Below are 17,048 nucleotides of genomic sequence, written 5' to 3' on the forward strand. Positions count from 1 at the left end.
CTCCAGCTAACTCCATACATTGAGCTCCAACGCCGACCCATTCATTCCGAAGGGAAGGTCACTTGGAGATTCCTCATGCCTTTCGTAAGCGTTCGCATCACCCGCGATGGCGTTACCTCAGAGCAGAAAGCTCAGGTGATCGCCGAAATAACTGAAACCCTGGAACGCGTCCTCAACAAGGATCCGCACCTGACCCACATCGTGATCGAAGAAGTCGACACCGATAACTGGGGATACGCCGGCATCACCACCACCCTGTATCGAAAGCAGCTGGCTGAGGCGGAGGGGCAGTCATGACCGCATCCGTCTCCATCGATTTCATCTCCGACGTGGTGTGCCCGTGGTGCGCGTTGGGCGCGACGGCGCTGGAGCAAGCGATCGAGAACGTGGCCGGTGAGGTCTCGGTGGAGCTGACCTACAAGCCCTTCGAATTGAACCCAAACATGCCGGCAGTCGGCGAAAAAGCGGTCGAGCATTTGATGCGCAAATATGGACGAACCGCCGAAGACGTCGCCGCCGGTAAGGCGATGCAGATCGCTCGCGGTGAGGCCATTGGCTTCAAGTTCGATCTGGAGAAGCGCAGCCACTTCTACAACACATTTGATGCTCACCGGTTGTTGATGTGGGCGTTGCAGGAAGGGCGGCAGGTCGCACTGAAGAAAATCCTGCTGCGCGCTTACTTCACCGACGGCCAGAACCCGAGCGATCGCGAGACGCTGGTGGGTCTGGCTGCTGAAGCGGGGCTGGATGCGGCGGCTGCTCAAGAGGTGTTGGCGTCCGGAGCGTTCGCTGAGGAAGTGCGTGAGCTTGAAGCGTTTTACCGCCAGCGCGGCATCAATTCGGTACCGGCCATGGTGCTCAACGGTCGTCACCTGGTGTCCGGTTCGCAGTCGGTCGAGTACTACGAACAGATGTTGAGACAAATGGCGAAGGCCCCCGCCGAAGCCTGATTACTTACTTTTTCAAACCATCATTTATTAGTTGAGGTTCATCATGAGCAATTCGAAAAAAGTCATCGTTATTACTGGTGCTTCCCAAGGTCTCGGCGCAGGCATGGTCAAGGCGTTCCGTGATCTGGATTACAAGGTTGTCGCCACTTCGCGTTCGATCAAACCGTCCACCGACCCGGACATCCTCACCGTGGCGGGCGACATCGGCAACCCGGAAGTCGCCCAGCAAGTCATCCGTGAAGCCATCGCACGTTTTGGCCGCATCGACACCCTGGTCAACAACGCCGGTATCTTCATCGCCAAGCCGTTCACCGCGTACACCGCGGAAGACTACGCCAACGTGCTGTCGGTGAACCTGAACGGCTTCTTCTACATCACCCAACTCGCGATCACCGAAATGGAAAAACAAGGCAGCGGCCACGTCGTCAACATCACCACCAGCCTGGTAGATCACGCCATCGACGGTGTGCCATCGGTACTGGCGTCGTTGACCAAAGGTGGCCTGAATGCGGCAACCAAATCCCTGGCCATTGAGTACGCCAAGCGTGGGATTCGGGTGAATGCGGTTTCCCCAGGTATCATCAAGACGCCGATGCACGGCGAGGAAACTCATGAAGCGCTGGGGAACCTGCACCCGGTTGGGCACATGGGTGAGATCAGTGATATTGCGCAGGCAGTTGTTTATTTGGACAGTGCCAACTTCGTCACTGGCGAGATCCTGCACGTCGATGGTGGTCAGAGCGCCGGTCACTAAGGCCCGACCTGTCCCAACGCCGTCGATCAATGTCGACGGCGTTTTCATTGGAGAGCGCACCATGACCATCCATGTTCATAAGATTTTCCTGATCACCGGAGTCAGTTCAGGCTTCGGCCTGGCTTTTTCGCAAGCAGCGCTGGCGGCGGGGCACACGGTGGTGGGTACGGTGCGGCGCGAATCCGAGCGTGCTGCGTTCGAAGCGCTGGATGCTCATCGCGCCAAAGCGTTCGTACTCGATGTCACCGATTTTCCGGCGATTGAGCCGCTGGTGGCCGATATTCTGCGCGAGGTGGGCCAGATCGACGTGTTGGTGAACAACGCCGGTTATGGTCATGAGGGCATTCTAGAGGAGTCGCCGCTGACTGAACTGCAGCGTCAGTTCGACGTTAATGTGTTTGGCGCGGTGGCAATGATCAAGGCGGTTTTGCCCGGTATGCGTGAGCGGCGCAGGGGGCATATCGTCAACATCACGTCCATGGCCGGCTTCATCACGTTGCCGGGCATCGCCTACTACAGCGGCAGCAAATTCGCCCTCGAAGGCGTGAGTGAAGCGCTGGCCAAAGAAGTGGAAAGTCTGGGCATCCACGTGACCGCCATGGCGCCGGGCTCGTTTCGTACCGAATGGGCAGGCCGCTCGATGATCCGTTCGGGTCGTACATTGAGTGAGTACGACGCGGTGTTCGATCCGGTCCGCAAGGCGCGTGAAGAAAAAAGTGGCAAGCAGGCCGGCGATCCGCACAAAGCGGCGCAGGCATTGTTGACCCTGGTGGCTGCGCAAAAGCCGCCGGTTCATCTGTTACTGGGTAAGGATGCTGTGAGGCTGGTGCGCGAAAAGATTGCGCACCTTCAGGCGGAAATCGACGCTTGGGAGCACCTTTCGGAGTCGACGGAGTTCGACTGATCGAAACCCTCGGGGGCGTAGAAACTCAAACCTCGGAAACAACAAAGCCCTCGTATTTCTACGAGGGCTTTGTTTTGTATGGTGCCGGCACCAGGAGTCGAACCCGGGACCTACTGATTACAAGTCAGTTGCTCTACCAACTGAGCTATACCGGCGTGTTAGGGCGACGATTATAGCGATTGGGTTGGTTCTGTAAACCCCTGAATTCAGACTATTTTTGCGTAGGCGTCAGGCCGGCCCCGCGGACGCTTCTGCGGGGCCGGTCAATGCGATTGCTTTAAAGCGTTACACGCCGTTTTTAACCGCGTTGATCAGGTCCTGACTCAGCACTTGCGCAGGCGCTACTTGCACACTTTGCGTGTAGAACGGCGGCAGGTTCTGGGCCAGTGTCGACAGCGCTTGTGCGGTGGTGTTGCCCGGCAGCAGCACGTATTGGAGGTTGGACGGATAGCTCTGGGGCACGGGGCCTTCCATGGTCGAACCGTACGCGCCGAAGGTCATCACGGCCTGCGGGGTGGTGGGGTCGGGGGCGTAGAGGAAGACGAAGGTGCCGTACTTCGGATGCGTCAGGTATTGCTCGGCTTGGGCGCGAACCGCCGGGTCGGGGTCGTTCATCAGGGTCCAGCGCATGACCGCGTAGTTGCGGGTGGTTTCCATGAACGCTGTACGAATCGGCGACTGGTTCTCGACGCCTCCCAGGCACACCAGCAGGTTGCCGAACGGATCGATGAGGGCCACCGAATTGAACACCGGGCTGTGCTGTGCGGTTTGTAACAGTGGCGGGGCGAGCTCTGCGCCGGGATCGCGTGGGTTGGCCGATTGCACGGTCAGCGCAAATGGGCTGAGCGCAGTCAGTGCCTGGCGGACTTTGCTGTTGGCCGGAAGGTTTGCCGGGTTTTGCAGTTGATCCGGTGGCAGACCGCTGTTGTTGCTGGCCTCGCGCACGGTGTTGACGCTGGCGGAGAAGATCGAGCTGGTGAGGAAGTAAGCCGCCGAGTCGATGGTCTGGCCGCCGAACACCGGGCTGGTCGAACCCTGATAGGCCCGGCTGACAGGCGCCGCAATCGCGTAATAACCCCAGGTGTCCTGCGCCTGTTGGCGGATCTGCGGTGGCAGCGACGGAAAGGTGAACTGACTGTTGTAGTTGATGCCTGCATAGTCATCGATCGCACTGACGGCGACGTTAAATCCTGCAGTCAGCAGCGAACCGGCGCACATGGCGCATGGGTCCAGGGTGGTGACGACGGTCAACTGATTGGGCGGTGGCAAGTTCAATGGCGCGACGTTTTCGTAGTACCAGTCCACCAATTGCCGCTCGCCGTGGGCGGTCGGATCATGAGGTAGAAAGTACGTGGTGCCACTGCCGGGGAAAGGCATCAGCACATTGTTGTGCAGCGCGGCGATGACCTCGCCCGTTGCGTTGTTGATGATGGCGCCACCCACCGCGAAGGTTTGCTGCAGCGCAGCATCAATGGCTTGGTTGGCGACGGTATCGACGGCTTCCTGTGCACTGTTCAATGTGCTCATGTTTTTTCCCAGCTCCTTGCTGTTTGAACGCCAGGCAATTCTGGCGTTTGGCAAAGATAGTTCAGGTTTCGCAGGTCGTTTATGTTGTTTTGGATGAACGCTTATGCACAACGGGATCTGTACCGCACCTGCTTAGAGGCAAATTTGTGGAGCCGTTCTCATTTGATCGCAAATGCCTGTTTTTCCGATTTTTTTACAGGTGTACGAAAATTGAACAGTTGTGTTTCAGGCCCGAAACAGCCGTATATATTGGATCCACGATAATTTCATCCCCAGAGTTATCCACAGGCTGAGGCGCTTTAAGGGCGCTCAGCCAGGATCAGGAAATTACGCGGTGTAAGTGGGGTTTCGCAGAAGGTGCCGAGGCGAACGGCATAACCCTGCTCGGAGAGGAAAAGTGCCCGATCGAGTACCAGCCAAAGCTCCAACGGGCGTCGGAAAAGTCCGCGCAGCAACTCGAGATTGCGCACTTCGGCCAATCGCTGCCAACCGGCGGCTTCAAGTGCAGACCAATCCTGCGGGCCGATTGTGGATAACTCTTTAAGCGCGGCCAAATGATGGCAGTAATCAGCGAAGGATTTATCCAGCCATGCACTGGGCAGGGAAGGGGTGGGCAGGTATTCGTCTATGCCACGCAGTTGCCGCTGCAGCAGGTCGAAGGCCAGGCGTCGGGCCATGGAGATGTCACGTTGACGTCGGACGCGAGCGCCGGCAGTGACGGTTTCGCTCATCGGTAGCGAAAGATCATCGAGGGACAGCTGTAGGTCGGAGCACTTGGCCGACGAGGAAAGCGGCTGATACTCGCTCAGACTGATCCGGTTATAGCAGCAAGGCGCGATGGCCAGTTGTTTGCAGCCAGCGGCACTGGCGAGCTGGATCAGCCGCACATGCAGATCACCGCAGGCATGCAGCGCTACCGGCGTGTGGTCAGCCTTCAAGAAAGAGGCGGCATCCGCAGCGAGTACATCTTGCTCGACATGCAACGCATGCAATTGATGACGCTGGCTGAGTGCCTGACCGCTGGCGACCAGCGCCGGGTCGTATTCCAGGCAGGTCAGCTGTTGCCCGGCTGTCAGCAACCGTCGTCCCAAGTGGCCTTTGCCCGAGCACCAGTCCAGCCAATGGCTCGGCGCGTCAGCAAACTGCAAACGACTGGCGAAGGCTTCGATTTGCTGCCACTTGCGCCCCGGCACATCGACATTTAACCGATGGTTTGCCGCTTCAAGCGCATGAGCCGGCAATTCATTCACTGCGCTCAGTTCAAGGGACAACGCCGCCAGCGAGGCAAACGGCTCCGGCGCATCCAGCAACCACGGTTGGTTGTGGCTATATTCCGCCTCTTCCAGCGACCGCCCTCGTAGCCATTCGGCCAGAGCTGGGTAGGACGCTTCCCATGGAAGCTGCTGATGTGTAAACGGCCGAGGCTTCCACAGCGCCTGATGCTCGATCAGAAAAGCATCCAGCGCCGTGAAACGGGTGAGTAAGGCCTCACCCGTCAGCACGCAGAAATCAACGCCCCTGGCAGGCATCGACGCGCAGCCAGCGCTCCAGCAGCTTGAAGCCGCGAACCAGCACGTAAGCCATCAACAGATAGAACATGCCCGCCGCGAAGAAGATCTCCACCGGCAGGTAGGTCCGGGCAATGATGGTGCGGGCCATGCCGGTCAGTTCCAGCAGGGTCACGGTGCTGGCCAGGGCGCTGGCCTTGAGCATCAGGATGACTTCGTTGCTGTAGGCCGGCAGACCGATGCGGGCGGCACGGGGCAGGATGATGTAGACCAACGCCTTGGCCCGGGACATGCCCAAGGCTCGCGCCGCTTCGATCTCGCCCGGTGGAATCGCCTGGATCGCGCCGCGCAGGATCTCGGCGATGTAGGCCGCGGTGTGCAAGGTCATGGTCGCGGTAGCGCACCAGAACGGATCGCGCAGATACGGCCACATCGAGCTGTTACGGATCGCGTCGAACTGCGCCAGCCCGTAATAGACCAGGAACAGCTGAACCAGCAACGGCGTGCCGCGGAAAAAGAAGATGTAGCCGTAGGGGAATGCCCGCACGTACCAGAGTCGCGACGAGCGCGCGATGCCCAGTGGAATTGCCAGCAGCAAACCGGCGATCACGGCGATGGCCACCAGTTCCAGGGTCAGCGTCGCGCCCTGAGCCAGTTTCGGCAGCCACTTGATGATGACTTCCCAGTTCATTGGGTGCTCCTCGCGAAGCCGCGAGCGGCGCGTTTTTCCATGAAGTACATGCCGGTCATGGCGAGAATCGTCAGGCCCAGGTACATGAACGCAGCCACCATATAAAAGGTGAACGGCTGCTTGGACACGGTCACGCCGATTTGTGCATGGCGCATGATTTCTTCCAGGCCGATGACCGATACCAGTGCGGTGTCTTTCATCAGGATCATGAACAGGTTGCCCAGCCCGGGCAGGGCGATGCGCCACATCTGCGGCATGATCAGTTTGGTGAAGATACGGAATTTCGACAGACCCAACGCCACACCCGCTTCGCGGTGACCTTTGGGGATGGCCAAAATTGCACCACGGAACACTTCCGTGGCGTAGGCGCCGAAGCACAGTCCCAGTGCAATTACGCCGGCGGCGAAAGCATTGAGTTCGAGGTCGGGGTTGCCGAAGAACTCGCCCAGGGCACGCATCAAGTTGACCGTGCCGAAGTAGATCAACAGCACCCAAAGCAATTCAGGGATGCCGCGAACCAGTGTCGAATAAGTGCCGCCAAGCCATTGCAGCGGCTTGTACGGGGAAGTCTTGGCCAAGGCGCCGAGCAAACCGAGCACCAGCCCCAGGCACAAGGCCGAGAGTGCCAGTTTCACAGTCATCAGCGCGCCAGCGGCGAGCGCCGGGCCGAATCCGTAGAGATCGATAGTCATGGATTTCTTTTCAAATCGCGGCAGGCAATGCCAGGGACTGGCGCCGTCAAGTAACGGCGCCAGCCAGGCAGGTCAGAATCAATAGATGCTGAACGGGAAGTACTTGTCGTTGATCTTTTTGTAGGTGCCATCAGCGACGATTTCTTTCAGTGCGGTGTTCAGCTTCGTACGAATCTCATCGCCTTTACGTACAGCGATACCGATCTTGTCGCTTTCTTCCACCGGGTCGCCTTTGAACTCATAAGAACGGCCGGCGTCGCTTTTCAGCCACTCGTAGTTGACGTACTTGTCCGCCAGGATGCCGTCCAGACGACCGGAGGTCAGGTCGAGGTAGGCGTTTTCCTGGGTGTCGTAGAGTTTGACTTCAACGCCTTCCATGTTGTCTTCCAGCCAGGTGCCAGCGAGGGTCGCACGTTGTGCACCGATCACTTTGCCTTGCAGGGAGTCCTTGTCGGTTTTGAAATCGACGTTTTTCGGCGCGATGAATTGCAGCTTGTTGGAGTAGTAAGGGTCGGTGAAGTCCACCGCTTGCTTGCGTTCGTCGGTGATCGACATCGAGGAGATCAGGAAATCGAATTTCTTGGCGTTCAGGGCCGGAATGATGCCGTCCCAGTCGGACGTAACCACGGTGCATTCGACTTTCATCTTGGCGCACAGGGCGTCGCCGATTTCTTTGTCGAAGCCGACGACATTGCCACTGGCATCTTTGTTGTTGAACGGCGGGTAGGCCGCTTCGATGCCCATCTTCAAGGTCTCGGCGGCGGCACCGGCGCTGAAGGCCAGGGTGACGGCAGCCGCCAAGAAGATTTTTTTGTAGTTCTGCATGTGGGTAGCTCCGTTAGCGGTTGCTGGACATGAATTGTTTGCAGCGCGCCGAAAGCGGGTTTTCGAACACCTGCTGTGGCGATCCTTGCTCTTCTACCAGGCCCTGGTGGAGGAACACCACCTCGCTGGACACCTGACGGGCGAAGCCCATTTCGTGGGTGACCAGCAGCATGGTGCGGCCTTCTTCGGCCAATGCGCGGATGACATTAAGTACTTCCTGGACCATTTCCGGGTCAAGGGCGGAGGTGGGCTCGTCGAACAGGATCACCTTGGGCTGCATCGCCAGCGTGCGGGCGATGGCCGCGCGTTGTTGCTGGCCACCGGAGAGTTGCGCAGGGTAGGCGTGGCGCTTGTCAGCAATGCCGACCTTGGCCAGCAAGGCTTCGGCGACTTCGATGGCTTCGGCTTTGCTCTGACCGAGTACGCGGCGCGGCGCTTCGATGATGTTGTCGAGCACGCTCATGTGCGGCCAGAGATTAAAGTTTTGAAACACAAAACCGATCTCACTGCGCAGGCGATTGATCTGCTTGCCATCGGCTGCGACCAGTTCGCCGTTCTTGGCGGCTTTGAGCTTGAGTTCTTCGCCGGCCACCAGGATTTGGCCCTGATGCGGGTTTTCCAGCAGGTTGATGCAACGAAGGAAGGTGGACTTGCCGGAACCGGAGGAACCCAGGATCGAGATCACGTCGCCGTCGCGGGCGGTCAGCGAGATGCCTTTGAGCACCTCAAGCTGTCCGTAGCGTTTGTGCAAGTTGCGGATTTCAAGCGCGGGCGTGGCCTCAGCCATGTGCGTTCCTCATAAGTATTTCGCTCCTGCTGTTGGCGGCCTTCCTGGCGAGGCGGCCAAGCTAGCATAGCGTCTGAATGGCAGCCAACAGCGCTACGGGCGGTAAACGGGTTGCCTGTGGCAGGTTGTCGCATCGGCACAGCAGACTGTCGCGCTGCTATCAACCGAACAGCCGTTTGAACCCTGCCTGTCGATAAAAAGGCTGGGGCTGTTCCAAAAAAGGGCGCGATGTTGCCAGCTTTGGCGGGGGGTTGGAAGCGCTAACCGGCCAAACGTTCCTGATCTGCACTTTTATTGTGCGTCGGGCATTTTCCGGGTGTGTTTCCGGTGCGCGAATTCGTTCTCAAAGTGAGTCGCAGGGTAACGCTCTGGCAAAGTGCCATTAATTTCAATGGGTTGCGATGACTGTCCGGTCTGGATGAGATCGCCGTGGTAGACGGCTTTGAAACATTTTGGCGCAATTATTGCGTACAGAATCCAGAACGCCCCGTTGGTTTCTTTTTACGAGAAAGAAATTCAGGCGGGATGCACGCATTCGCTTTTCCTTACAAAGGTAGTTTCAATGAGCAGTACCCCAAGCTCCAATGGCCTCGAACAGGGGCTCAAACCGCGTCATGTGACCATGCTGTCGATTGCCGGGGTAATCGGCGCCGGCTTGTTCGTAGGCTCGGGTCACGCCATCGCAGCCGCAGGCCCGGCCGTGCTGTTGGCCTACGCCGCCGCCGGTATGCTGGTGGTGCTGGTGATGCGCATGCTCGGCGAAATGGCTGTGGCTTCGCCGGACACAGGCTCCTTCTCGACGTATGCAGATCGCGCGATCGGTCACTGGGCCGGTTTCACCATCGGCTGGCTCTACTGGTGGTTCTGGGTGTTGGTGATTCCGCTGGAAGCCAACGCCGCCGCGACCATCCTGCACGCCTGGTTCCCGAATGTGGCGATCTGGGCCTTCACGTTGATCATCACTTTGCTGCTGACGGTGACAAACCTGTTCAGCGTGAAGAACTACGGTGAATTCGAATTCTGGTTCGCCCTGGTCAAAGTCGTGGCGATCATCGGTTTCATTGGCCTCGGCATTCTGGCGATCTTCGGCTTCCTGCCGAACAGCCAGGTCAGCGGCGTTTCGCATCTGTTCGACACCCAAGGCTTCCTGCCAAACGGCATGGGCGCAGTGCTGGGCGCGATCCTGACCACCATGTTTTCCTTCATGGGCACTGAGATCGTGACCATTGCGGCCGCGGAATCGAAGAACCCTGGCCAGCAAATCTCCAAGGCCACCAACTCGGTGATCTGGCGGATTGGCTTGTTCTACCTCGTGTCGATCTTCATTGTTGTGGCCCTGGTGCCATGGAACGACCCGATTCTGGCCAGCGTCGGTTCCTACCAGACTGTACTGGAACGCATGGGCATCCCGAATGCCAAGCTGATCGTCGACATCGTGGTGCTGGTTGCTGTGACCAGCTGCCTCAACTCGGCGCTCTACACTGCATCGCGCATGATGTTCTCCCTGGGCAAGCGCGGTGATGCACCGGCCGTTTCCCAGCGCACCAACAAGAGCGGCACGCCGTACTGGGCCGTCATGTTGTCCACCGGTGCTGCGTTCATCGCGGTTTTCGCCAACTACGTGGCCCCGGCCGCCGTGTTCGAGTTCCTGCTGGCCAGCTCCGGCGCTATCGCGCTGCTGGTGTACTTGGTGATCGCGATTTCGCAACTGCGTATGCGCAAGCAGCGTATGGCACGTGGCGAGAAAATCGCTTTTAGCATGTGGCTGTTCCCGGCCCTGACCTACGCGGTGATCATATTCATCGTTGCGGCCCTGACCATCATGCTTTTCCAGGAAGCGCATCGCGTGGAGATCCTCGCGACCGGTCTGCTGAGTTTGCTGGTGGTGGCTGCCGGTTTGTTTGTGGCTCGCCGTCGCAAGCTGCAGAAGATGGGTGCGGTGGTGCTGAGCTGATTCGTACCGCATAACGCAAAACGGCCGCTGTCAGTGATGACAAGCGGCCGTTTTTGTTTCTGAAGCGATTGTTTACTCAGCCTTTTCTTCCAGCGCATCCAGCGACTCGCGATAGCTGTCGAGCGCCGTGCCAAAGTCGGTGATGAACTGCGGATCTGTCAGCCAGGCCTGGGCGGTGTCGCGGTCCATGCCGTCGGCCCACATGCGGTAGTCGATCAGCATGTCGGCGGCCAGGTGAGTGGCGGCCATGGCTTCGTTGTCGGCGTTTTCCATGTCCAGCAGTTCTGGATGGTCGCTGATGATGTCGGCGAGGTTCGACAGCAGGGACAGCAGCATATCGTTACGGCTGGTGGCTTCTGCGTCGCGCATTTTGCTGAACATCGCCAGGGTGTATTCCGGGATCGGCTCACCGATTTCCCCCAGATCATCGTCCAGTGCGGCGGGTTTTCTGCCGTGAATATTGATTTGCTTGGCTTTGATCTTGGCGCGTTTGGCGCGTTTCTGTTGCTTGTTCAGGGAGGCCATGGGAACTCAGTTCGGTTTCTGTTGGTTTTGGGCCGCGATAGCTTCGGAAGCTGCCACGTAATCAATCTGGAAGGCCGGGGATTCGATCCAGGCCAGGGCACTGGCTTCGTCCGCTTCGGTGGACCATTGGCGGTATTCGATCAGCGCAGCGATGATGAAGTCTGTCGCTGTTTCTTCGCCTTCCTGCTCCAGCACCAACGCGAGCAGCGGGTGTTCAAGAAAGGCCGCGCACATAGCTTGTTGGCTGATCTTTTGCGCGTCGATCATCTCTTTGAACAGCTCGGTCAAATCCACCGATTCGAAGTCGATACGATCATCGTTCGGGTCCAGCTCGACCGGCGCGGCGGCCCGTTGGGTGCGGTTCTGCTTGGCCTTGGCTTTGGCGCGTGTGGCGCGTTTGTTCTGCTTGTTGGCGGATGCCATGGGCGTCGTTCCGTATTCCGTTGAGTGGGCGCATCAGTCAGTTGCGTGGCACTAGCCGCCCGGGTGTGTTGGGGGTCAGTTCGCCGGTCTGCAGCCAGGACAGTGCAATGGGCCATAGTGTGGCTTGGTATGCGCTACGAAAAAAGGCGAAATGTCCGACTTCTTTTTCGCCGATGTCTTCGGGGGCGATTCGCAAGTGGGCGTTCGTGCTGTTGGTGAAGTAACCGAGCAGCCGTTCGATGGCCGGAATCGTGCCGTAAGGATCGTCGCTGAGGCTGATGGCCAGGTTTTGTGCGGTGACGGATGAGAAGGGCAGTCGCCCGGTTTTTGCGTGAAGGACGCGACCGCTGGGGCGTTTCTCGTAGTGCGCGGTGGGCATGCTCCAGTCGCGAACCACGCCGGCGGGGGTGTCCTCTAGCCAGCCGAGACGTTTGCCGGGGAAGTAGCCGCAAAGCAATGTCATCAACGGCATCACCAGATGCCACTTGCCGAACATCCGCCAGCGATGGGCGGGCGCGTAATCGCGCCAGTAAGCGAATTGCGCACCGACGGTCACCAGACGTCGAATTATATGCCCGGAAGCTCCCAGGCCCGCTGCACAGCCTCCAAAGCTGTGACCGACGACGTCGATGGGTTGCCCGGGAAATTCACGTTGAGCGCGCTTGAGCATCGCCTCAAAGTCCAGCGTGCCCCAATCTGACCATGAAGCCCGAAGCCCTTTCAGCGACGCCGGCCGTGATTCGCCGATGCCACGGTAGTCGTAAGTGATCACGTCGAAGCCGTTGGCGAACAGGTAATCGGCGAAGCGCGAGTAGTGGCGACAGCGGACTGAGGTGGCGGCGTTAATGATCACCACAGGACGGGTCGAGTCTTGATGCGCATGCCGCCAGGTGAAGCCGCCAAGGATGAAACCGTCGGCGGCGGGTTCCTTGAAAGAGTCACCAGGTGTGCCGGTGGGTAACGGCAATTCAAGTTGCGTCGGGGCCAGTGAGGGCATGTCCTGTAAATTCATCGGCTTTGAACCTTTGCGGTTAGCCAGTCACCATAGTCTTCACGCCGTTTATGAACAATCCACCCGTGCTTATCGGGGCTTTTGCTTGAGTAACCGCTCCTCAAGCACCGCCCACTCCCGATCCAGTTCTGTGCGAAGTTCCTCCTCGCTCGGCAGTACCAATCTGTATGTACTGGCGAACAGTTGTTCGTTGCCTTGCAGTACTGAATAGCGCACCACTGATTCATCTTTTTGCGCGCAGAGAATGAGGCCGACGGTGGGGCCATCCGCCGGTCCGCGCTTGAGGTCGTCGTAAATGCGCACGTACATGTCCATCTGGCCGACATCCTGGTGGGTCAGTACGCCGCGCTTGAGGTCGAAGATGACGAAGCACTTGAGCAGGTAGTTGTAGAACACCAGATCGATGTAGAAGTCTTTGCTTTCGGTACTGATGCGTTGCTGGCGAGCGATGAAGGCGAAGCCTTTGCCCAATTCGAGCAGGAAGCCCTGGAGTTGATTGATCAATGCTTGTTCAAGTTCACTTTCCTGGATCAAGCCCGCATTGGGCAGGCCGAGAAACTCCAGTAGCACTGGGTCCCGGATGAAATCCCGAGGGCTGGCGTTCATTTGCTGGATGTTGGTGGCGGCTTCCTGTTTGACGGCAGCCCGGTCGCGGCTCGCCAGCAAGCGTTCGTAATAGAGGGTATTGATCTGGCGCTCGAGGGCGCGACTTGACCAGTTCTGCAGGGCTGATTCGTTCATGTACCAATGGCGAGCGTGGTCGTTATCGACGCGCAGCAGCCTGCGATAGTGGGTCCAGCTCAATTCGGAACGCACTGCGTTCCAAATTGGAAAGGTCTGATAAAAATCACGCATGTGTCGCAGATTGCGTTCGTCAAAGCCCTTTCCGAACTCTGCTGTAAGCCTTTTCGCCAGCGTCGACAGCAACTGCTTGCCATAACCCGCTCGCCGGGCCCCCTCCTGCTCGAACTCCACAATATGCCGCCCGATCTGCCAGCAGGTTTGCACCTGGACGGTATCGACCGCACGTAGCACCTTCTGCCGCGCCTGACGGATCAGTTCGCCAAGATTGCCAAGCAGTGAGGTGAGTTGTGGGTCTTGGGTGTTATCGGGCTTGAGTGCGCTCATGAGGTCTTCCGCTGCTGGATGAACAGGCAGAAGAGGATTGCAGGGGGAGGTTGGTCAGCGATGCCGGGCGCGGCTGGTAAACCGGAAGGAAAATCCGACTGGTTTTGCGGGATCACGCCGACGGCAATCCGCGCTTGAGGAATACAACGTGTAGTCCAATTCGCAGTGAGCCCAAGTACTAATCAATCTAAAACTTGGTGATTCAGCAGGAAATCTAACAGGAGTACAGATTGGGTTCTGCGGAGCCCGGGAGCCGCCACCATGAAGTACCTCCATTCACTCCTGTTGCCCATCGCCGCTGTCGGCGTATTGATGTTTCCCGTCATGCTGAGCGCTGCCAGCCTTGAACCCATCGACAACTCAGGCGTGCAAGTCCAGCCGCAACAGCAAGGCGGGATTAGTTACCTGTCCGGGGGGATTGGCGAGGATGAGTCGAAGGCCATTCAGCAAGCCACGGGCTACAACCTGCACATGACATTCTCTATCGGTGCGGAGAACAAATACGTTCCCGATGTGGATGTGGTCATTCAGAAAGAACCAGGGCAGACGGTGCTGACGCTGAGTCAGGCTGGCCCGCTGGTGTACGTTCAGCTACCTCCTGGCAAGTACACCGTTGTCGCGACCCGCAAAGGTGAGGCGCGACATGACACGACGGATGTCGGAAGCGGCACTGCTCGCAATCTGGTCTTCCATTGGAATGGTGACGAATAGCTAAGGATGGGCGAGAGAGAAGTGTCGCGAGCAAGGCAGAGAAAAAGCGCCTGATCAAATTGCAGTCATAAAAAAACCTGAATCTTGAGATTCAGGGTTTTCGGTATTTGGTTCCAGAGACGAAATCGAACCACCGGCACGGGGATTTGACAGCGCGCGACCTTCAAGTTGATAGCCCTCTAAAGTCTATAAAAAGTAATGCGCAGGGCGGGTCGGCTGCGATCAAAGTTGAAAGCAAGAACTGGTCGGCGCCGCACCGGTAATCATAACGAAGCTAATGAATTGAGGATCGCGACGCGCAAAGGATTGGTTTCTACGCTTAGCAGCTTGATGGCTAATGCGCAGCAGACAACGATCAGCATGGGTTTAATCAACCGTGGTCCGACCCGAACAGCAGCCCGTGCGCCCAGTTGAGCGCCGATAAAGGCCGCCAAAGCCATGGCTATGGCAATCGGCCAGATAATCACACCTTTGGTAATAAAGACCGACAGAGAACCCAGGTTGCATGAGGCGTTGGCAAGTTTGGTAAAACTCATGGCCCGCATCATGCCCAAGCCGCAAAGAAGTACAAACCCGACAATAAAGAAAGAGCCTACACCGGGGCCAAATATACCGTCGTAAAAGCCCAGGATCGGCGCCACGGTAAACGAAAAAAGCAGAATTCCGATTCTCTTGCGTCGATCTTCATTGGCCAGCTTTGGAGAGAGCGCAAAATAGATCGCCACCAGAATCAGCATAATAGGCACGCAAACTTCCAGATAGCGCTTATCAATAGAGCTGACCAGCAAGGCACCACTGGCGCCGCCAATAAATCCGCAGATAACCAGGAAACGGCCCTCGCGCCACTCGATCATTCCTTTGCGTGCAAAGGTTGCAGTGGCCGAAATAGTTGCCGACGCGGCCTGGAACTTGTTCGTTGCAATTGCACTGACCGGATCTAAGCCTGCCAGAAACAAAGCAGGCAAGGTGATCAAGCCGCCACCACCGGCAATCGCATCAAAAAAACCGGCGCAAAAAGCGACGAGCGCCAACATGCCAATGACATCCCAAGACATTACATTCCCTCTTTATCGTTATTGGCCAGTCATCAAATGACGGGTTGTTCAACGGCCTGAATACTTGAAAAATCAGCCCTGCAGCAGTAACGGGTCCTCTGAAATAACGAGAGGGGAAGAAAATTTTGAAAGTCCGAAAATGCGAACCAGGACTCGTCTGTTGTCTTTGATGACATCGTGACAGTGCAAAGCCCGGATGTTATTGATGGCCATGGCCGACTCCTGGGTCAGTGTGTATTCAACCGGGGTTGCCTCGCCCACACCCCGGCAAAGGGCGGTGTAAGCCGTTTTGACAAAGGTCGAGACGTTGTCATTGACCGAAAAGCGATACGAGTTAAAGCGGGCTGCGAACCCGACCTTGTCGTCGAACTCCAGAATCGAAACGTTGCGGCCATCTTCCCCTTTGCCACTGACAAAGGAGTCACTACGAGTGAACTGGAAGTTATCCGTGGTCAGTGCGAGGCAGTTGGTGACGCCAATTTTTTCGAGTATGGGAGGTAGTGGAATGATCCGAGTAGGTTCCAGGCTCGGGTTCCACAAGGCGGAAAGTATGAGCGACGACGGAGAGGGCGAGTGCCCGTCTTTCGCGTTCACGGCGCACCAGTAAGGCGCCTCGGTGTGCGGGCCAAGCGCGAGGCCGGAATGGGAACTCAGTTCGTTGATTTCCGTCTCGGCATTGATTTTGATGAGCCCGCCACCCTTGAAGTTGGCCACCAATCGAACCAGTTTTCCTTCGTTGTCCATGTCATAGGCAAAGGCACTGTTATCCACCAGTTTCAACAAGATCTGATTACGTGCGGCCAGGCAAAGGACGTCGTATCGATTTTCCAGGGATGTCAGGTCAGGCAGTTCATTTGGAGGGCTGACATCGGTGATTTTTTGCAGGCCTTCAAAGATCAACACGGAAACAAGGCCATCGGAGTAGGCACCCAGCAGTTCACATTGGTCTTTCGAAAACGAGGACTTTAATTCGGTGGTTGCCAGAGAGGCTTTGGACTTGGCTCCTGATGCCTGTGGCCCGCCGATGGCGGCCAGTTCTTCGGCGAATTTGTGAAGCAATGTTGACTGCCGAGTATCAAAGCTGAAAGTCCTGATTTCTTGTTCAGTAAGCTCAGCGGTTTCGACGTCCGGTTTAATAGCGTCAATCATTGTCTACATCCCTGTTGTGTATCTGCTCCCGGTTATGCGGCAGCTCCTGTTCCGATTCTGCCCAATCCGATGATCAGCGTATGTCATCCATTTCCGCTAAAGCATACGGAGCGTTCCGACAGGCCCGAGAGACTATCAAGAAGGGCCGATCACCAATGCCTGTAACGGCTTGTCGGGACTCGGCCTCGGCAAGCGTTACAGGCGCGTGCTGGCGTCGACAGGGGGTGGGGAATTGATGCTTCGTCCGGCGCTTCGATAGTGGCTGGAACAGTGCCTCATCAAATCCCAGACATAAAAAAACCCTGAATCTTGCGATTCAGGGTTTTCGGTATTTGGTGCCCAGAGACGGAATCGAACCGCCGACACGGGGATTTTCAATCCCCTGCTCTACCGACTGAGCTATCTGGGCAACGGGGCGCATTAAACTGGTTTTTCAGGGGGTCGTCAAGAAAG

The 17,048-nt window shown here is 57.5% G+C and carries 18 protein-coding genes and 2 tRNA genes; 6 read left to right on the forward strand and 14 right to left on the reverse strand.

The window, feature by feature from the left end; all coding sequences use genetic code 11:
- Positions 1 to 75 precede the first annotated feature (75 nt).
- The 4 genes from E3W21_RS10275 to E3W21_RS10290 all read left to right on the forward strand — a co-directional run bounded on the left by E3W21_RS10275 (position 76) and on the right by E3W21_RS10290 (position 2,608).
- Complete coding sequence (locus E3W21_RS10275; protein ID WP_134419570.1) at positions 76 to 297, forward strand: 4-oxalocrotonate tautomerase family protein; 222 nt, start codon at positions 76 to 78, stop codon at positions 295 to 297.
- Positions 294 to 950: a DsbA family oxidoreductase gene (locus tag E3W21_RS10280; protein WP_134419572.1), complete on the forward strand. Its 657-nt coding sequence runs from the start codon at positions 294 to 296 to the stop codon at positions 948 to 950. The genes E3W21_RS10275 and E3W21_RS10280 overlap by 4 nt, the downstream gene beginning before the upstream one ends.
- 43 nt (positions 951 to 993) lie before the next feature.
- Positions 994 to 1,704 (forward strand): SDR family NAD(P)-dependent oxidoreductase, encoded by a 711-nt coding sequence (locus tag E3W21_RS10285; protein ID WP_134419574.1) that lies wholly within the window; start codon positions 994 to 996, stop codon positions 1,702 to 1,704.
- Between the two features lie 61 nt (positions 1,705 to 1,765).
- Positions 1,766 to 2,608, forward strand: a complete 843-nt coding sequence (locus E3W21_RS10290) for an oxidoreductase (RefSeq protein ID WP_129439316.1) — start codon at positions 1,766 to 1,768, stop codon at positions 2,606 to 2,608.
- Positions 2,609 to 2,687: 79 nt separating this feature from the next.
- Here E3W21_RS10290 and E3W21_RS10295 read toward each other — a convergent pair.
- From E3W21_RS10295 to E3W21_RS10325, 7 genes are all read right to left on the reverse strand, one after another.
- A tRNA-Thr gene (locus E3W21_RS10295) sits at positions 2,688 to 2,763 on the reverse strand.
- 130 nt (positions 2,764 to 2,893) lie between these two features.
- Positions 2,894 to 4,135, reverse strand: a complete 1,242-nt coding sequence (locus E3W21_RS10300) for a nucleoside deaminase (protein ID WP_046052203.1) — start codon at positions 4,133 to 4,135, stop codon at positions 2,894 to 2,896.
- A 299-nt stretch (positions 4,136 to 4,434) separates the two neighbouring features.
- Positions 4,435 to 5,664, reverse strand: coding sequence for a methyltransferase (locus E3W21_RS10305; RefSeq protein WP_134419576.1), 1,230 nt, complete (start codon positions 5,662 to 5,664; stop codon positions 4,435 to 4,437).
- Positions 5,645 to 6,334: an ABC transporter permease gene (locus E3W21_RS10310; RefSeq protein ID WP_134419578.1), complete on the reverse strand. Its 690-nt coding sequence runs from the start codon at positions 6,332 to 6,334 to the stop codon at positions 5,645 to 5,647. The genes E3W21_RS10305 and E3W21_RS10310 overlap by 20 nt, the downstream gene beginning before the upstream one ends.
- On the reverse strand, positions 6,331 to 7,026 hold the full coding sequence (locus tag E3W21_RS10315; protein WP_134419580.1) for an ABC transporter permease: 696 nt from the start codon (positions 7,024 to 7,026) through the stop codon (positions 6,331 to 6,333). Before E3W21_RS10315 ends, E3W21_RS10310 begins: the two co-directional genes overlap by 4 nt.
- Before the next feature lie 78 nt (positions 7,027 to 7,104).
- The gene (locus tag E3W21_RS10320; RefSeq protein WP_046052200.1) at positions 7,105 to 7,851 is read right to left on the reverse strand and encodes an ABC transporter substrate-binding protein; all 747 of its coding nucleotides are present in this window, start codon (positions 7,849 to 7,851) and stop codon (positions 7,105 to 7,107) included.
- A gap of 13 nt (positions 7,852 to 7,864) precedes the next feature.
- Positions 7,865 to 8,638: an ABC transporter ATP-binding protein gene (locus E3W21_RS10325; protein WP_007897462.1), complete on the reverse strand. Its 774-nt coding sequence runs from the start codon at positions 8,636 to 8,638 to the stop codon at positions 7,865 to 7,867.
- Between the two features lie 562 nt (positions 8,639 to 9,200).
- Between E3W21_RS10325 and gabP the strand changes: the two genes are divergently transcribed.
- Positions 9,201 to 10,592 carry a GABA permease gene (gabP, locus tag E3W21_RS10330; RefSeq protein WP_129439294.1) on the forward strand — a complete coding sequence of 464 codons (1,392 nt, stop codon included), beginning with the start codon at positions 9,201 to 9,203 and terminating at the stop codon, positions 10,590 to 10,592.
- 72 nt (positions 10,593 to 10,664) lie between these two features.
- Here the strand turns inward: gabP and E3W21_RS10335 are convergent, their stop codons facing one another.
- From E3W21_RS10335 to E3W21_RS10350, 4 genes are all read right to left on the reverse strand, one after another.
- The gene (locus E3W21_RS10335; RefSeq protein ID WP_129439292.1) at positions 10,665 to 11,117 is read right to left on the reverse strand and encodes a hypothetical protein; all 453 of its coding nucleotides are present in this window, start codon (positions 11,115 to 11,117) and stop codon (positions 10,665 to 10,667) included.
- A 6-nt stretch (positions 11,118 to 11,123) separates the two neighbouring features.
- Positions 11,124 to 11,540, reverse strand: a complete 417-nt coding sequence (locus E3W21_RS10340; RefSeq protein ID WP_046045549.1) for a hypothetical protein — start codon at positions 11,538 to 11,540, stop codon at positions 11,124 to 11,126.
- A gap of 37 nt (positions 11,541 to 11,577) precedes the next feature.
- Positions 11,578 to 12,552: an alpha/beta fold hydrolase gene (locus tag E3W21_RS10345; protein WP_134419582.1), complete on the reverse strand. Its 975-nt coding sequence runs from the start codon at positions 12,550 to 12,552 to the stop codon at positions 11,578 to 11,580.
- A gap of 69 nt (positions 12,553 to 12,621) precedes the next feature.
- On the reverse strand, positions 12,622 to 13,680 hold the full coding sequence (locus E3W21_RS10350; protein ID WP_134419584.1) for a YhcG family protein: 1,059 nt from the start codon (positions 13,678 to 13,680) through the stop codon (positions 12,622 to 12,624).
- Between the two features lie 261 nt (positions 13,681 to 13,941).
- Here E3W21_RS10350 and E3W21_RS10355 point away from each other — a divergent pair, with 261 nt between their 5' ends.
- Positions 13,942 to 14,391 (forward strand): carboxypeptidase regulatory-like domain-containing protein, encoded by a 450-nt coding sequence (locus E3W21_RS10355; RefSeq protein ID WP_134419586.1) that lies wholly within the window; start codon positions 13,942 to 13,944, stop codon positions 14,389 to 14,391.
- 263 nt (positions 14,392 to 14,654) lie between these two features.
- Here E3W21_RS10355 and E3W21_RS10360 read toward each other — a convergent pair whose 3' ends face one another.
- The 3 genes from E3W21_RS10360 to E3W21_RS10370 all read right to left on the reverse strand — a co-directional run bounded on the left by E3W21_RS10360 (position 14,655) and on the right by E3W21_RS10370 (position 17,004).
- Positions 14,655 to 15,446, reverse strand: coding sequence for a TSUP family transporter (locus E3W21_RS10360; protein WP_134419588.1), 792 nt, complete (start codon positions 15,444 to 15,446; stop codon positions 14,655 to 14,657).
- A gap of 72 nt (positions 15,447 to 15,518) precedes the next feature.
- Positions 15,519 to 16,595 carry a hypothetical protein gene (locus E3W21_RS10365; RefSeq protein ID WP_134419590.1) on the reverse strand — a complete coding sequence of 359 codons (1,077 nt, stop codon included), beginning with the start codon at positions 16,593 to 16,595 and terminating at the stop codon, positions 15,519 to 15,521.
- 333 nt (positions 16,596 to 16,928) lie between these two features.
- Positions 16,929 to 17,004: transfer RNA gene (locus tag E3W21_RS10370), tRNA-Phe, on the reverse strand.
- Positions 17,005 to 17,048: the final 44 nt, after the last annotated feature.

Source organism: Pseudomonas sp. F01002 (assembly GCF_004402115.1).
GTDB lineage: Bacteria > Pseudomonadota > Gammaproteobacteria > Pseudomonadales > Pseudomonadaceae > Aquipseudomonas > Aquipseudomonas frigoris.

What these genes read in the sequence shown, in the direction of transcription:
- E3W21_RS10275 (WP_134419570.1), top strand. Translation starts at nt 76, where the DNA reads ATGCCTTTCGTAAGCGTTCGCATCACCCGCGATGGCGTTACCTCAGAG.
- E3W21_RS10280 (WP_134419572.1), top strand. Translation starts at nt 294, where the DNA reads ATGACCGCATCCGTCTCCATCGATTTCATCTCCGACGTGGTGTGCCCG.
- E3W21_RS10285 (WP_134419574.1), top strand. Translation starts at nt 994, where the DNA reads ATGAGCAATTCGAAAAAAGTCATCGTTATTACTGGTGCTTCCCAAGGT.
- E3W21_RS10290 (WP_129439316.1), top strand. Translation starts at nt 1,766, where the DNA reads ATGACCATCCATGTTCATAAGATTTTCCTGATCACCGGAGTCAGTTCA.
- E3W21_RS10300 (WP_046052203.1), bottom strand. Translation starts at nt 4,135, where the DNA reads ATGAGCACATTGAACAGTGCACAGGAAGCCGTCGATACCGTCGCCAAC.
- E3W21_RS10305 (WP_134419576.1), bottom strand. Translation starts at nt 5,664, where the DNA reads ATGCCTGCCAGGGGCGTTGATTTCTGCGTGCTGACGGGTGAGGCCTTA.
- E3W21_RS10310 (WP_134419578.1), bottom strand. Translation starts at nt 6,334, where the DNA reads ATGAACTGGGAAGTCATCATCAAGTGGCTGCCGAAACTGGCTCAGGGC.
- E3W21_RS10315 (WP_134419580.1), bottom strand. Translation starts at nt 7,026, where the DNA reads ATGACTATCGATCTCTACGGATTCGGCCCGGCGCTCGCCGCTGGCGCG.
- E3W21_RS10320 (WP_046052200.1), bottom strand. Translation starts at nt 7,851, where the DNA reads ATGCAGAACTACAAAAAAATCTTCTTGGCGGCTGCCGTCACCCTGGCC.
- E3W21_RS10325 (WP_007897462.1), bottom strand. Translation starts at nt 8,638, where the DNA reads ATGGCTGAGGCCACGCCCGCGCTTGAAATCCGCAACTTGCACAAACGC.
- gabP (WP_129439294.1), top strand. Translation starts at nt 9,201, where the DNA reads ATGAGCAGTACCCCAAGCTCCAATGGCCTCGAACAGGGGCTCAAACCG.
- E3W21_RS10335 (WP_129439292.1), bottom strand. Translation starts at nt 11,117, where the DNA reads ATGGCCTCCCTGAACAAGCAACAGAAACGCGCCAAACGCGCCAAGATC.
- E3W21_RS10340 (WP_046045549.1), bottom strand. Translation starts at nt 11,540, where the DNA reads ATGGCATCCGCCAACAAGCAGAACAAACGCGCCACACGCGCCAAAGCC.
- E3W21_RS10345 (WP_134419582.1), bottom strand. Translation starts at nt 12,552, where the DNA reads ATGAATTTACAGGACATGCCCTCACTGGCCCCGACGCAACTTGAATTG.
- E3W21_RS10350 (WP_134419584.1), bottom strand. Translation starts at nt 13,680, where the DNA reads ATGAGCGCACTCAAGCCCGATAACACCCAAGACCCACAACTCACCTCA.
- E3W21_RS10355 (WP_134419586.1), top strand. Translation starts at nt 13,942, where the DNA reads ATGAAGTACCTCCATTCACTCCTGTTGCCCATCGCCGCTGTCGGCGTA.
- E3W21_RS10360 (WP_134419588.1), bottom strand. Translation starts at nt 15,446, where the DNA reads ATGTCTTGGGATGTCATTGGCATGTTGGCGCTCGTCGCTTTTTGCGCC.
- E3W21_RS10365 (WP_134419590.1), bottom strand. Translation starts at nt 16,595, where the DNA reads ATGATTGACGCTATTAAACCGGACGTCGAAACCGCTGAGCTTACTGAA.